Source organism: Pallidibacillus pasinlerensis, assembly GCF_009996845.1.
In the GTDB taxonomy this organism is placed as follows: domain Bacteria; phylum Bacillota; class Bacilli; order Bacillales; family Caldibacillaceae; genus Pallidibacillus; species Pallidibacillus pasinlerensis.
The window spans coordinates 26150-41034 of record NZ_JAACYS010000003.1 but is presented as its reverse complement, the minus strand read 5'-3'; the positions used below and the strand labels follow the sequence as shown (position 1 = coordinate 41034).

17 protein-coding genes are annotated in these 14885 nt (G+C 33.1%); all 17 read right to left on the bottom strand.

The window, feature by feature from the left end; genetic code table 11:
• Positions 1-29: 29 nt before the first annotated feature.
• The 17 genes from GW534_RS01200 to GW534_RS01120 all read right to left on the bottom strand — a co-directional run bounded on the left by GW534_RS01200 (position 30) and on the right by GW534_RS01120 (position 14820).
• A complete protein-coding gene (locus GW534_RS01200) occupies positions 30-653 on the bottom strand; it encodes a zinc metallopeptidase (protein WP_407670427.1) in 624 nt (207 codons plus the stop codon).
• A 117-nt stretch (positions 654-770) separates the two neighbouring features.
• The gene (locus GW534_RS01195) at positions 771-1556 is read right to left on the bottom strand and encodes a sporulation protein YpjB (RefSeq protein WP_161919229.1); all 786 of its coding nucleotides are present in this window, start codon (positions 1554-1556) and stop codon (positions 771-773) included.
• A gap of 72 nt (positions 1557-1628) precedes the next feature.
• Positions 1629-2216 (bottom strand): lipoprotein heptaprenylglyceryl N-acetyltransferase LhaT, encoded by a 588-nt coding sequence (gene lhaT / locus GW534_RS01190; protein WP_161919228.1) that lies wholly within the window; start codon positions 2214-2216, stop codon positions 1629-1631.
• A 103-nt stretch (positions 2217-2319) separates the two neighbouring features.
• Positions 2320-3087 (bottom strand): menaquinol-cytochrome c reductase cytochrome b/c subunit, encoded by a 768-nt coding sequence (locus tag GW534_RS01185; RefSeq protein ID WP_161919227.1) that lies wholly within the window; start codon positions 3085-3087, stop codon positions 2320-2322.
• 64 nt (positions 3088-3151) lie between these two features.
• Positions 3152-3826: a menaquinol-cytochrome c reductase cytochrome b subunit gene (gene qcrB / locus GW534_RS01180; RefSeq protein WP_161919226.1), complete on the bottom strand. Its 675-nt coding sequence runs from the start codon at positions 3824-3826 to the stop codon at positions 3152-3154.
• Positions 3827-3828: 2 nt separating this feature from the next.
• A complete protein-coding gene (locus GW534_RS01175) occupies positions 3829-4362 on the bottom strand; it encodes a QcrA and Rieske domain-containing protein (RefSeq protein ID WP_161919225.1) in 534 nt (177 codons plus the stop codon).
• 136 nt (positions 4363-4498) lie between these two features.
• Positions 4499-4981: a YpiF family protein gene (locus GW534_RS01170; RefSeq protein WP_161919224.1), complete on the bottom strand. Its 483-nt coding sequence runs from the start codon at positions 4979-4981 to the stop codon at positions 4499-4501.
• 388 nt (positions 4982-5369) lie between these two features.
• The gene (locus tag GW534_RS01165) at positions 5370-5915 is read right to left on the bottom strand and encodes a ReoY family proteolytic degradation factor (RefSeq protein WP_161919223.1); all 546 of its coding nucleotides are present in this window, start codon (positions 5913-5915) and stop codon (positions 5370-5372) included.
• A gap of 35 nt (positions 5916-5950) precedes the next feature.
• Complete coding sequence (locus GW534_RS01160) at positions 5951-7216, bottom strand: tetratricopeptide repeat protein (protein WP_161919222.1); 1266 nt, start codon at positions 7214-7216, stop codon at positions 5951-5953.
• An 89-nt stretch (positions 7217-7305) separates the two neighbouring features.
• Positions 7306-7467 carry a hypothetical protein gene (locus GW534_RS01155; protein WP_161919221.1) on the bottom strand — a complete coding sequence of 54 codons (162 nt, stop codon included), beginning with the start codon at positions 7465-7467 and terminating at the stop codon, positions 7306-7308.
• A 457-nt stretch (positions 7468-7924) separates the two neighbouring features.
• Complete coding sequence (aroA, locus tag GW534_RS01150; RefSeq protein ID WP_161919220.1) at positions 7925-9211, bottom strand: 3-phosphoshikimate 1-carboxyvinyltransferase; 1287 nt, start codon at positions 9209-9211, stop codon at positions 7925-7927.
• Positions 9212-9230: 19 nt separating this feature from the next.
• Entirely contained in the window at positions 9231-10319 is a 1089-nt protein-coding gene (gene aroB, locus GW534_RS01145; RefSeq protein WP_161919219.1) for a 3-dehydroquinate synthase, read from the bottom strand.
• The gene (aroC, locus tag GW534_RS01140) at positions 10319-11491 is read right to left on the bottom strand and encodes a chorismate synthase (protein WP_161919218.1); all 1173 of its coding nucleotides are present in this window, start codon (positions 11489-11491) and stop codon (positions 10319-10321) included. The genes aroB and aroC overlap by 1 nt, the downstream gene beginning before the upstream one ends.
• 201 nt (positions 11492-11692) lie before the next feature.
• Positions 11693-12466, bottom strand: coding sequence for a CheR family methyltransferase (locus GW534_RS01135; RefSeq protein ID WP_161919217.1), 774 nt, complete (start codon positions 12464-12466; stop codon positions 11693-11695).
• A 116-nt stretch (positions 12467-12582) separates the two neighbouring features.
• Positions 12583-13029 carry a nucleoside-diphosphate kinase gene (ndk, locus tag GW534_RS01130; protein ID WP_161919216.1) on the bottom strand — a complete coding sequence of 149 codons (447 nt, stop codon included), beginning with the start codon at positions 13027-13029 and terminating at the stop codon, positions 12583-12585.
• Between the two features lie 88 nt (positions 13030-13117).
• Positions 13118-14080: a heptaprenyl diphosphate synthase component II gene (gene hepT / locus GW534_RS01125; protein ID WP_161919215.1), complete on the bottom strand. Its 963-nt coding sequence runs from the start codon at positions 14078-14080 to the stop codon at positions 13118-13120.
• Positions 14081-14106: 26 nt separating this feature from the next.
• On the bottom strand, positions 14107-14820 hold the full coding sequence (locus tag GW534_RS01120; protein WP_161919214.1) for a demethylmenaquinone methyltransferase: 714 nt from the start codon (positions 14818-14820) through the stop codon (positions 14107-14109).
• Positions 14821-14885 lie beyond the last annotated feature (65 nt).

Genomic DNA, 14885 nt, shown 5'->3' with positions numbered 1-14885 from the left:
TTTGGCAGCAACGGTCTTTGCATTAAGAATTAATCTTCACTATTCATAGCAAAATACATTAAAATAAAACGTAATAGTTCGATAACAGCAACCGCAGCAGCAGCTACATAAGTCATAGCAGCAGCATTTAATACTTTTCTTGCTCCGCCTTCTTCTTCATTACGAATTAGACCAAGTGAAACAACTTGATTCATGGCGCGGCTAGAAGCGTTAAATTCAACTGGTAATGTAACGACTTGGAATAAAACAGCAAAAGCCATAAAGATAATACCAAGTAATAATAAGTTTGTTGCAGTTAAGAAAATACCGGCAAGAATTAAAATCCATGAAATGTTGGAGCCAAATGAAGCTAATGGTACTAGTGCTGAGCGGAAGCGCAAGAATGCATATTCTTCCTGATCCTGTAATGCATGCCCACATTCATGAGCAGCAACCGCAATAGCTGCTAATGAATGCCCGTGATAAATATCTGATGATAAACGTACAACTTTAGCACGAGGATCATAATGGTCTGTTAAAACCCCACGTATTTCTTCAATTTGTACATCGTATAAACCATGAGCATCTAAAATCCTTCTTGCTACATCATAACCAGTTGCTCCAGTTGAACTCGGAACTTTAGAATACTTGTTATATGTTGTTCTAACTTTCATACTAGCAAAGATTGGGATAAGTGTAATTATCGCAAAGTAAATTAAAAACTCCACCAGTGTTGATCCTCCTGTTTTTATATTTTTCTAAGTAAATCATACAAAACATCGAAAAAAGTGTCAATTTTTTTGTTTCTTTTTATAACGGTATTTTCTTTCTTTGTCAGCTTTATATTTTCGCCAACCTACATATGTTAATGTTAAAATGATTATACCGCCTGTTGAGATGATTACCCACCATAAAGAAGGATCAGCTTCATCTTCTTCCGTTCCCTTAAACAAGTTTTCTAAGTCCATTTGAATTGCTTCCATCGTTTCAATGCCATTTTCACTAATTAATATTTGTTGAGCATTTTGTTCTAAATATTGAATTTGCGCATCAATTTTTTGTACTTTTTCAATTGGCACGTCTAAAACGATACTTGGATAAATGAGGTCATAAATACTCAAAAACCCTTTTAATTCATGAATAAATAAATCATTATCTTTGATATGATAGGCATCTTTTAAAGTTTGAAAGGCAGTTAATACTGAATCTTCCATTTCACCCCATAAAGGCATATGCTCGGTAAAAACAGCATCAACAACTAAACGGTACTTCGTTAAATTTCTTAATACGTGTTCTTCATTAATGGAATCATGATCTAGTGAGCGAATCACTTCATTAAAAGAACTTTGTAAAATTCTAGATTCATCTGCGGTTAATATATAGTGTGAATTTAATATGTTATTTATCGTTTGTACTTTGTTTTTTGCTTCATCAAAACGGTTGGTTTTTGCGAAGTTAAGTGCTTCATCAGCTAATTCGTTTATATAGTTTACATCAATCTCTTGTGCTGACACATTATTATTCAATAATCCAGTGGACATAAAAATGAAAATTATTAGTGCAAGGATCTGTTTCATGCGCTTGTCCCCCCTATCACTAATTAAATGTATGATAGAGTGGACAAGTATAGACCTTAAAATTCTTTTCTTTTAATATAATTGTTTTCGTTGTTTGTAGATTCCATAATAATATGCAAGTCCAATACAAACAACGCTTAGCCAAAATGTGAAATAACCGATTTGTGGTAAATAATCGCCGATTATCGTATATCGTGGATACATTAAAAATAAGTAATCAATAATGTCATTATGTAAAGTCCAAATACCTGCAATTACAATATGTATCCATTTAAACCGATAATAAGGAGCATATAAGATTCCTTCTATTGCCATTGCTAAATGAGAGAACATTAACATATAGCCTGTCCAATGCAGTTCTCCTGTAATCATTAATGTTAATAAATTCATCACTACTGCCCAAATCCCATATTTTACAAGAGTAATAATGGCTAAAGCTTCAATGAGTGGCCAATTTTTTTTCAATAAAAATGCGACTAAAACGAAACAGAAAAATAAACTAGCTGTCGGACTATCAGGAACAAAAATTAAAAAGATCGCTGGCGTTTCTTCTAATTGGTAGCCGTACCAATAATATCCATAAATAGTACCGAGAACGTTAATAATTAATAATAGTGCGAGAATTTCCTTGCGTGTTATAAGATAGTAAAATTTTGTCAATTCGTTCACCTCGCTACTATTATAAACCTTCTTGATTCTTTTAAAAAATAAAAACTGCTTAAGTTCAATTAAATAACTTAAGCAGTTTTTTTAACCTATAATTTTATTCTTCAATTGAAAGTATATACTCTGCAATTTGTTGTAATTCTTCCTCTGTTCCAGTAAATAGTCCTGCAGGCATATCGCCTTTACCATTAACAGCGATATCCATAATTTCTTCTGCTGAAAGCTCTGTACCTACTAAAGGAGGTCCCGTCACAGACCCTTCTAGGTTTTCACCGTGACATGATAAACAAGTATTTGCTTCTAGTATGCCATAGGCAGGATTTTCTTTATCAATTTCTACAACGTCACGAATCTTTCCTTGTTCTTTTGAAGCTTCCCAATCATGATAAGCTGCCGCTTCCCAAGTTAAGTAAAATATACCAGCAACAGCTAATAGCATAAAACCTGTTGCAAAAGGACGATCAAGAGGTCTTCTTTTTGGACTTCTGTCAAGGAATGGTGCTAAAAGAAGTGCTGTAACTGCTAAACCTGGGATAATAAACGCCCCTACAACATTAAAAGGACCGGAAGCAAATGAATATTTCAATAATTGATAAAGAAATAAGAAATACCAGTCCGGTAATGGAATATAAGCTGTATCTGTTGGGTCTGCAACACGCTCTAATGGCGGTGGTTCAGCAATAACAAGACATAAAAATCCTATTAAGAATACAGCCCCGACCATCCATTCTTTTAATAAAAAGTCTGGATAAAACCATTCTGTTTTGCCGGGGTATTCGGAATAGTCAGTTGGAATATTTGGCTTCCGATTATTTATCGAAACCCGGGAATCCCCGACAAACTTCATTCCTTTTCCTCTTTTCATGACACTCCCCCCAAAGTAAATATGACCCTAAATTCGGAGACAATTATTAAAGTAAAATTCAAAATCAAAGCGGACCAGATATTCCTTGCTTACGAATCATAATAAAATGTAATCCAATCAACAGTAACAATGCAGCTGGAAGGAAAAAGACATGAATAGCAAAGAATCGTGTTAACGTTTCTGCACCAATTATATGTTGATCCCCTGCAATTAACGTTTTTAACATATCACCGATTAATGGAGTCGATTGGGCAATATCAAGGGTTACTTTTGTAGCAAATAAAGCTTTCATATCCCAAGGCAATAAATAACCCGTTAAACCTAAAGCTAACATAACCATAAAAATGAGAACGCCAACAATCCAGTTTAATTCCCTAGGTTTTTTGTATGCGCCTTGGAAAAACACCCGTAATGTATGTAAAAACATCATGACGATAACAATACTTGCTCCCCAATGGTGCATTCCTCTAACAATTTGTCCAAAAGCAACTTCATTTTGTAAATAGTAGACTGATTCCCAAGCATTAACAATATCAGGTACATAATACATAGTTAAAAACATGCCAGATAATACTTGAATAACCACTACGAAAAATGTTAATCCACCGAAACAATATACAAAAGCACTAAAATGATGGGCAGGGTTTACATGCTCGGGAACTTCATGATCAGCTAAATCTCGCCAAAGAGGTGTTATATCTAATCTCTCATCAATCCAATCATAGACCTTATTTAACATGATTACTCTCCCCCTACTTCACTTGCTCGTCTACTTAAATAGAGGACGCCATCATTAATTTGATATTGATAACGATCAAGTGGTCCCCTCGGTGGTGTTCCAGGTACATTAGTACCGTCTTTATCATACACTCCTTTATGACATGGGCAGTAAAATTTATCTGGGTAATTATCACTTGAGTTCCAACTTACTGTACAACCGAGATGTTTACAAATTGGTGATAGCGCAACGATTTCCCCATTTTCATCTTTATAAACCCATGCCGTTTGCGTTACAGTAGATTCATACCAACCGTCTTTTTGTTCAAAGTTAAAGTCGACCCGTTGAGGTTCAGTAGTAATTTCATCTACTTTTACATTTGTTGCAATAAAATCTCCACTCGCCTCAGCTTTCAAAACAGGATCAATTGCCATTCTTAACATTGGCATTACAGTAGCAGCCGCCATAAATCCTCCCACACCCATAATTGAATAGGATAAAAATTGGCGTCTTGAAATATCTTGTTTTTCTTTTCCCGACTGCTTTTCTTTACTCATTAGCAAATCCCCCCAATCTGCTAAATTAATAGTTTTTTATATTAAGGTATTTATTTCCAATATTAAATGATATAAATTGTTAGGTCAATTAAAATAAATTTAAATATATTAATTTATTTAAAAAAGATATAATAATTTATTTTTTCTGTAAATTATTACGCCTTTCTACCTCTTGCCAATGGTGAATTATGTGATCAATAACCTGTTCAGCTTGATTATTAATAACCCTCAATTTAGTTGATTCATCCAAATGCTCTAACGGAATCGAAGGAAGCCATATCACTTTATAATTACCATTAATTACTTTTTGCCAGAAAGGATTACTTGTAATGAAAATTATATGTTTAAAGTAACCGTTTTCAATATAATTCTCCCAATAATCAAATAATCTACTTAGTTCTTCTTCAGAAGAACGAAAATAAATAAATGGTGGTAATAAAAGAATTCTGCCTTTAAATTGTTTTTCAATTGCTCTTGTGACTAAATCGATAAATTCGCTTTCATTAGCAGCTGTTTTACCATCTCCTTCAAATGCAATTGGGACTAGTGGTATACAAACCGTATCAATATACTCTTTCTCATTAAAAAAGACTGTAGCGTCTCTCGCATTCCATTTCACAATTTCACCACCCTATTAATCAAAATCTTTCTCTATACATATTTTACCAGAATTATTTAAAAGAATAGAATTATTTGTATATTCTAATTAAAGAATAGCATAGTTACTATTTATTTTTTGAATAATTTGTGAACATTTTCGGACAATTTATCGAACATTATAATTATAGTTATTTAATAAAAAAAGGAGCTATTAAAATTCAGCTCCATAAATTCTGCAAAATAAAGGTGGCGGATAATCTCGTCAAATGGGTTTTATATTCCCACTGAATTTGGACGAAACATTTTTCCAGTCGCGCCACCTTATTCGTAATATTATTTTTTATATAACATTTCTGTTAAAAACTAAAATAAAATGCCATTTACATATTCACTAATTCTAAGAAGTATTATTGCTTTAGAATTTTATTATATTGTTCTGATAGTTTTTGAAAGGCTTCCTTGTCATTATTGTCTAGTGCCTGATCAATTTCTTTCCGTAGTCGCTCTAGTTGAAATTCTTTAATGGAGGATTGTAAAAATTTATTTGCGAGTTCACGTTCTTTTTCTGAAATTTGAACGATATCAGGCATATAAGGGTTATTTTCCAATACTAAAGCATATTGGTGTGATTTATGAACGGACTTAAAATTTAATTGGATATAAATATCTTGGTCACGATTCAAACGAATATCATGGAAGGATTTTTCTGCATCAGTTGTCATGATCGAATCTTTATAAAATCTGAATGGAACATCATCAACACAAATTGTACTCATCACAATTCCTCGTGGACAATATTCCGCATGTTCAACAAAATGCACCTTCTCCATTAGTTGATCATGACTTAAAAGATAATTTAAAATCCACACACACTCCCGGCGCTTTAATTGATAATTATTTAAAAACCAACGGATAAATTCTTTTTTCTCATTAACCGAAACAGGAGCGACCACCGTATTCTCCCTCCTTTAGTTGAATTACATGCATTTTAATCAAGATTTTCTTCTAATCTCTCCAAGAGTTCGATGTATTCAACATTTGTTGGGTCCATTTTTCGAAGTTGTTTAAATACTTCGATAGCTTGTGCTTGATTTCCTTCTTCTAAAAGAAAAATTCCATAACTTTGCATGAACTCCATATTCTCTTTTAAATATTTATATGCTTTTTGGTATGCATTTAATGCTTCCGAATATCGTTCTTCTTGTTCACAACTTACTGCATAATCCCAAAGTAAATATGGATCTTCTTCACCATCATTTAGCATCGGTTCAACTAAATCAATAATGTCTGCATAGCGCATTTGTTTTAAATACAATTTATTTAAAGTTAACACAGCGTCTAAATATGAAGGGTCCAGTTTAATTGCTTCTTTAAAGTAATGTTCAGCGTCTTGCTCTTCCCCAAGTTTTAAACAGATTTTACCGGCATACAAATAAAGTTCTTTTTGAAATGGGTTTACTTCAATTCCTTTTTTAGCAAACTTTAAAGCATTGTCAAGATCCTCAATATGTTCATAACTTCTTGCTAATGGTAAATAAGCACTATGGTAATCTCGGTCAAGTTCTATCGTCTCATTTAGTTTTTCTATTGCACGTTCAAACATACCTGCTTGATAAGCTGTAAATCCATAACCAAATAATGAGTCAATATCAAGTTTTTCATCTAATACTTTTTCATAATAATGAATAGCCTTTTCGAATTCTCCTGCAGTCGAATAAATTTCGGCTAAACGTTGATTTATATTTGTATTTCCGATTTCCTCTGCTTGGGGTAAAATTTGTTCAAATTTATATATAGCTTCAGCAAAGCGACCAATTGAGGCATAAAATTCAGCTAAGGCAAGTTGGATGATTGGTTCATTTGGGTCGATTTTTTCAGCTTCTAATAATTTTTGTTCACAAACTTCGTAAAGTCCTTGTGAATCATACAAGTCTGCTTGGATAATTAGTGATTGTATATAGAATGGGTCATTTATATTTATTTGTCTTAAAATATTTAACGCTTCGTCTTCACGGTCTAATTGAATATAAATGTCAGCTAAAATTGTTAGTAATTCTCCGTCGTCGGGATAATTTTGTAATAAATCTTGATACAAACTTGCAGCCTGTTCTAAAAATCCTAATTGGTTCAATTGTTCAGCTAATAGAAATTGTTCTTCTTCTGTTCCTTGATTTTTTATTGAATCAAAAATTTCTTTTGCACGTGTTAATTGTCCCATTTCCAAAGCTTGAATACATTGTTTAACTTTACTCATTACGATTGCTCCTTCTTTACTACATCTATTACTCCAAAATCTACTTCATTTTTTTATTTCAAAAAGGCAGGTTTCATAAGTTTAATTCTTCACCCACCATTTTCTGGAATCCATTTCGCTTTTCTTCCAGCTCGAACAATTTTCCTTTTATGGAAAGTGACAGCTAAAGAAAACTTTTTATGGTCTTCCATTACTTGACAATCTTCATTCAATAAAAATAAATTATAACTTAACTCACCACCTGCTTGCAATTATCCTTTAACAGGGTAATTACTTATCCGCTTTAATGTTTCTATATTAAAAGGTGTATGTTTTTAAGCCGTTTGAATTATGAGGAATTTTTTCACGTTGGGGGATGAATTGCATGTGATATAATAGGACTTCGACTAAATTCTTCTATTTCTAAATTACTGTTTAGTTTAGGTACACTCTTATTTAAAAATACGTAAGTGGAAGTCATAACAAAATCTTTCGCATTCATTTTCATGTATATATTTCGTGAAATTTAGTTGGACAGCTAAAATTCAATCGTTTTTAATAGTAGTGACATCGTTTCCATTTTATCTTGTCTAACCATTGTAACATTTTCAATGATATGCATCATAAATTCACCTCCACTAGTCTTAAGACAAGCTATGAAGAAAAAATGGAAAATATGCTAAAAATTTGCTTATCTTATAACCGTGGAGGTGTTTTTAAATTAATATTCTATTGTGCTATTTTGTTTAAGTCTTCAAAAAAGTTTGGATAAGAAATTTTTATACAGTCCGGATTTTCTAAAATGATTTCACCTGAACTTATAAAACTCGCAATTGCCAGCATCATCCCAATACGGTGATCACCATACGTTTTTACTTGACCACCGTTAAGTTTTGATTTCCCGTGGATAATCATTCCGTCCTTTGTCGCTTCAATATTTGCACCTAATTTTTTTAGTTCAGTTACAACAGCTTCGATTCTGTCTGTTTCTTTAACCTTTAATTCAGCAGCATCTTGAATTACTGTTGTACCTTCCGATTGGGTTGCGATTAAAGCTATGATTGGAATTTCATCAATTAAACGTGGAATAATTGCACCACTGATTTCTGTTGCTTTCAAATCACTATATTTGATTCGTAAATTACCGTATGACTCACCTTCACTTTGAATCGTCTCAATCTCTATATCTCCACCCATTGCTTTAACTACATCGATAATGCCAGTTCTTGTTTCATTTAAACCTACATTTTCAAGAACAAGTTCCGCTCCGGGAACAATTAATGCTAAAGCAATGAAAAAGGCAGCTGAAGAGATGTCGCCAGGTACAAATACATCTGTACCTTGTAAAGTTTGACCACCTTTTATGTTAATTTCATTTTCATTTATTTGTAATTGTACACCAAATTGTTGTAAAAGCTTTTCTGTATGATCCCGAGATTGGATTTTTCCAGTTACTTTTGTATCGCCTTCAGCTAATAAACCTGCTAAAATTAGGGCTGATTTTACTTGAGCACTTGCAACCGGAAGTTCATATTGTATTGCAGAAAGCTTTGTACCACGAATGGCCATCGGTAATTTATTATCATGTTCTCGTCCCCAAATTTTTGCCCCCATTAATTTCAAAGGATCGGCAACACGTGACATTGGACGATTATTTAAAGATTCATCACCATTTAATACAGAATAAAAAGGAAGTCCACTCAATAAACCTAATAAAAGTCTTGCTGTTGTTCCTGAGTTCCCTGTATATAGTATATCTTCAGGTTCTTTTAATCCGGTCGTTCCAACTCCATCAACGATGATTTTACCGTTTACTTCTTCAATTTTTACTCCCATTTTACGGAAACAATCAATTGTAGCTAAACAGTCATCACCACGTAAGAAGTTGGTAATAACAGTTCTTCCTTCCGCTAATGACCCAAACATAACCGCGCGATGGGAAATCGATTTGTCACCCGGGACGGATAGCTTTCCTTTAACTCGAAAATTCGAATTATTTAGTCGAATATGATTCATATACAATACCCTTCCTCTATTAATTCATATTTTCTCTTTTCCATTCTTCTAATGTTTCCAATAGTAATTCTTCTGTTACTTCTTTGAGTACAGGTTTTCCATATCCATCCAACAGGACAAAGCGAATTTGACCTGATATAGTTTTCTTATCATGTTTCATTGTATTTATAAGATCCGAAAATGATAAATCTTCAGGTAAATATGTAGCATAATCAAGCTTTTTTACCCAATTAACAAAACTAGAAATTTGCAAATCTTTCTTGAACATTTTTTCACTTAATTTAAGTGCAAATATAATTCCAATTAAAACGGCTTCTCCGTGGGTGATTTTCCCATAACCAACATTTGCTTCGATAGCATGTCCAAGTGTATGACCTAAATTTAAAAAGGCACGAACACCCATTTCCTTTTCATCTTGTTCTACATATAATCTCTTTGTTTCAATACCTCGAATCAAAGGTTCGATTAATTGTTCACCATTTAAATCTGATACACTTTGAAATTGATTCATAAGTTCCGGCAAGAAGCTTTGTGGATGTATCATCGCTTCTTTAATTATTTCTGCAAATCCAGCGCGTTTTTCACTTTTAGATAAAGAGTTTAAAAACGGCAAATGATATAAAACTGCTTCAGGGTGATGGAAAGAACCTATTAAATTTTTACCAGTTTGTAAATTTATACCAGTTTTTCCACCGACTGAGCTATCATGGGCTAATATAGTTGTTGGAACTTGAATAAATTCAATTCCTCGCATGAAGGTCGCTGCGGCGAATCCGGTTAAGTCACCGACAGCACCCCCACCTAATGCAATGAGAAGAGATTTCCGATCCAACCCTTTTCTAGCTGTAAATTCAACAAGCTGTTTGTATACTTCAAACGACTTTGCTTCTTCGCCGCGTGGTGTTGTAAATAAATGGATTTCGAAATCATCGGATAATTCATTCAAAAAAGCGTCTAAATGTAATTCTTTTACCTTTTCATCTGTCACTATACAAATTGATGAAGGGCTTAATTGATTTAAAATATCATTAATTTTTCTTAAACAATTATTTCCAACAATTACCGGATATGTTTTACTTTCAGCTTTAACTGTAATTAACTTTTCCATTAAAATTCCCTCGCATAACGACGAAACTCGTCAATTTGCTCCTTCATTTTATCCATTTGGTCAGAATAGAATTGTTCTGATAAAGCACGGGCCAGTTCCCAAGCAACTACATGTTCACAAACTACTGAAGCAGCAGGTACAGCACAAGCATCGGAACGTTCTACACTAGCTTTAAATGGTTCTTTTGTTTCAATATCAACACTCGTTAAAGGTTTGTAAAGTGTTGGAATTGGTTTCATCACACCTCTTACAACAATTGGCATACCTGTGGTCATACCACCTTCAAAACCACCTAAGCGATTTGTTTTCCGGAAGTACCCTTGCTCTTCATTCCATAGAATTTCATCATGGACTTCACTTCCCGGTCTACGTGCAGCTTCAAACCCGATACCAAACTCAACCCCTTTAAAAGCGTTGATGCTTACTACTGCACCTGCAATTTTCGCATCAAGTTTACGGTCGTAGTGAACATGGCTTCCAACACCAGGAGGCATACCGGTTGCAATAACTTCTACTACACCGCCAATTGAATTACCATTTTTCTTTGTTTCATCAATTAAGTTCATCATTTTTTGAGCAGCTTCCTCATCTAAACAACGGACTGGAGATTGATCAGCGATTTCTCTAATTTTTTCAACTTCACTTATTGATTGTGCTTCTGCTTTCACGCCGCCAATTTCTACAACATGACTCGCTAACTCAATACCTAAATGTTTTAATAAAATTTTAGCTACTGCACCTACAGCAACTCTTGCAGCTGTTTCTCTCGCAGAAGAACGTTCTAAAACATTACGTAGGTCACGATGACCATATTTAATACCACCATTTAAATCTGCATGACCAGGTCGTGGTCTTGTAACAACTCGTCTAAGGTCTTTAGCTTCATCTTCATCAATTGGCTCAATTCCCATAATATCAGTCCAATGTTTCCAATCTCTATTTTCAACGAAAAAGGATACTGGCGAACCGATAGTTTTCCCATGTCTTACTCCAGCTGTAATTTTTACTTGATCCTTTTCAATTTGCATTCTTCTACCACGACCATAACCACCTTGTCGAAGTCGTAAAGATTCATTTATCTCCTCCGCTGTTAGTGGCAATCCTGCCGGTAGTCCTTCAATAATTACTGTTAATCCCGGTCCATGGGATTCTCCTGCTGTTAAATAACGCATTATTACTTTCACCTCTATTAAATCTATTTTTTCTATTATATCACTTTCAGAGAAAATTTTATTTAAAAAGTTAGAAAAAACTTTTAAATTATTAAAATTATTTTAGTATAACGAGTATATTGGTAATAAATTGTACATTTTATTAAAGTGAAGTATCAATTATATAAAAAATGGACTGTATCTTCTACAATCCACTTTATCTTATATTCTTTGATAAAAAAATGTATCAATTGGTTCTAAATTGTATTTGCCCGGATTAAAAATTTGCTCTGTACTGCCGACGAAAAATATTCCACCTTGTCTTAGCGCATTACTAAATTTATTATAAAGTGAGTTTTTTGCCTCCTCAGTAAAATAAATTAGGACATTACGGCACACAATTAAATCAAAGTTTATCTCAAAAGGATCTGATAGTAGGTTATGCTTTTTAAAAGTTACTGTTCTTTTAATCTCATCACTTATAACATAGTAATCATTATCTTTTTGAAAATATTTTCTTTTCATTTCAATTGGGACTTCATTTAAAGATCTTTCATGGTATGCACCGATTTTTGCTTTTTGAAGGACATTTTCATCTATATCTGTAGCTAAAATTTTAATTTCAGATAAAGGGAGAAATTTACTTAAAATCATCGCAATCGTATATGGCTCTTCACCGGTAGAACAGGCTGCACTCCAGATTTTTAAATTTCGCTTATTTTTCAGTAATTCTGGAATAAATTTTTTCTCCAATACTTCCCATCTTTTCCCATTCCGATAAAACTCAGAAACATTAATCGTCATTCGATCAAGAAAGGCATATAGTAGTTCGTTATCTTTTTCTATTCCTCGATAAAAATCTAAAAACGATTTAAATCCGTGTTTTTCATATAAAGAAGTTAATCTTCTTTTCATTTGTTGTTCTTTATACAGAGATAAGTCAATCCCTGTTTTCACTTTAATTTTTTCAATAAATTGTTCATAATCATTTACCATTATTCTCACCTTATTAAAAATATAATTGATATCTATAAGTATGAAAAAAGAGGCTGTCCCAATATATAGGGGTAGCCTCCTTTAGGCCGTACAGTTATGTATGTACAAACATTAAATTAATAGATCCACTCATTCATTAACTTTGAATAGTTTACTAACTCTTCTTCTTTAAAAAATAAATTAATTTCTCTTTCAGCACTTTCTGGTGAGTCTGAACCATGGATAACGTTTTTACCTACTGTTAAGCCAAAGTCTCCACGGATTGTGCCTGGTTGTGCATCTTTTGGATTTGTTGAACCCATCATTTGACGTGCAGTAGCAATTACGTTTTCACCTTCCCAAACCATCGCAAACACTGGTCCTGATGTAATGAAATCTACTAATTCTCCGAAAAATGGTTTTTCTTTATGTTCACCATAATGTTGTTCAGCTAGATTTGTTGGAATTTGCATTAGTTTAGCACCAACTAGTTGGAAGCCTTTTCTTTCAAATCTCGAAACAATCTCACCAATAATGTTTCTTTGCACTCCATCAGGTTTCACCATCAAAAATGTTCTTTCCATTTTTCTCTCCACCCCATTTTTTAGTAAAATATTCCAAAAAAATAATACCACTGGAATATAAACTTTGCAAATGTTTACATAATTAAAATTAAAAATTCCGTTTTCCTATAAAGTTTAACATCGTTTTTAACATTAATTTTGTATCATTTTCAGGGAGATCACTTAACATTTCATATGCTTTATTTAAATACATCGTACAAATTTGATTCGATTTTTGAATTGCATCTGTATTAATGATTAGTTGAATAATATTATGAAGTTCATCAGGATCCATTAATTCATGTACTGTTGATATTTTTTGTTTTAATTCAGGATCCTTCATCGCAAATAGTACCGGTAAAGTAATATTACCTTGAAGTAAATCTCCACCAACTGGTTTACCTAGTTTTTCTTCCGTCGAAGTAAAATCCAATATATCATCAGTAATTTGAAATGCCATTCCAGCATAGTAACCAAAATAATATAACTTCTTTTGTAAGTGAGAAGGTACATTAGCTGCGATTGCGCCAAGTTTACAACTAGCAGCAATTAAAAGAGCCGTTTTTCTCTTTATTCTTCGAAAGTAATTCGTTATTGATTGATCAAAGTTATATTTGTCACGAATTTGCTCAATTTCACCAACACTTAGCTCTACTATTGTATCAGATAATATTTTATGTGCATTGTGATCTTCAAGGGATGTAATAATTTCTAACGAAAGAGCTAATATAAAATCCCCAGTATACATCGAAATTTTATTATCCCACTTTGCTTTGACAGTAGGACGTCCTCTTCTTGTATATGCATCATCAATTACATCATCATGTATGAGCGAAGCCATGTGAATCAACTCTAGCGCTACGGCAACATCTTTAACTGTATCGATATTATAATCACCAAATTTTGCCGATAAAAGGACAAAGACCGGACGGATTCTTTTTCCTCCGGCTTGCAAATAATGTAAGGACGATTCCTTTAATATTGGAGAATCAGCTTCAAGTACATTTTCTAATTCTTTTTCTATAATTTTTAAATCCTTGTTCAAAATTGAATACACTTTTTTATAATTCATTTGTTCCACCTAGCTTGTCCATACCATTAATTCTCCTCTTGCTTGTAACCGATATGTAAGGCAGCAACCCCACCAAAGTATCTTTTAAAACTTACATTTGTATATCCAGCCTCTTCAAACATTTTTTTCAACTTTTCAGCATCCGGAAACTTAAAAGTCGATTCTTGAAGCCAAGAATATTCTTGATAACTTTTCGCGAAAATTTTGCCAAATAGAGGCATTATGTATCGAAAATAAAGTTGATAAATTTGTTTAAAACCAAACATAGTTGGGTGTGATGTATCTAAACAAGCTACAATTCCCCCTGGTTTAACGACCCGATACATTTCTTTTAACACTTGCATATAATCCGGAACATTTCTCAGACCAAAGCCGATTGTGACATGGTCAAAGGAATTGTCATCAAAAGGTAGTTCCATTGCATTACCATGAATTAACTTAGCATTTTTAATTTGTTCTTTTTTTAATTTCTCTCTGCCGACCTTTAACATATTTTCACTAAAATCTAACCCTATTACTTCCCCTTCTTCTCCGACAGCTTTACTCATTTCAATTGTCCAGTCAGCCGTTCCACAACAAACATCGAGGGCTTTTTTCCCTTTTTGAACATTCATTCGTTTCATTGTATCTTTTCGCCAGCGAATATGTTGACGAAAACTTATAATTGAATTCATCTTGTCATATTTATGATATATACTTTCAAAAACTCGATGAACTTTCTCTTCTTTTGATTGTTCCATTTAGACTCGCCCCTTGGGATTAATAAGACATAAAAATCAAGTTGGTTCTTTTATTTGAATATATC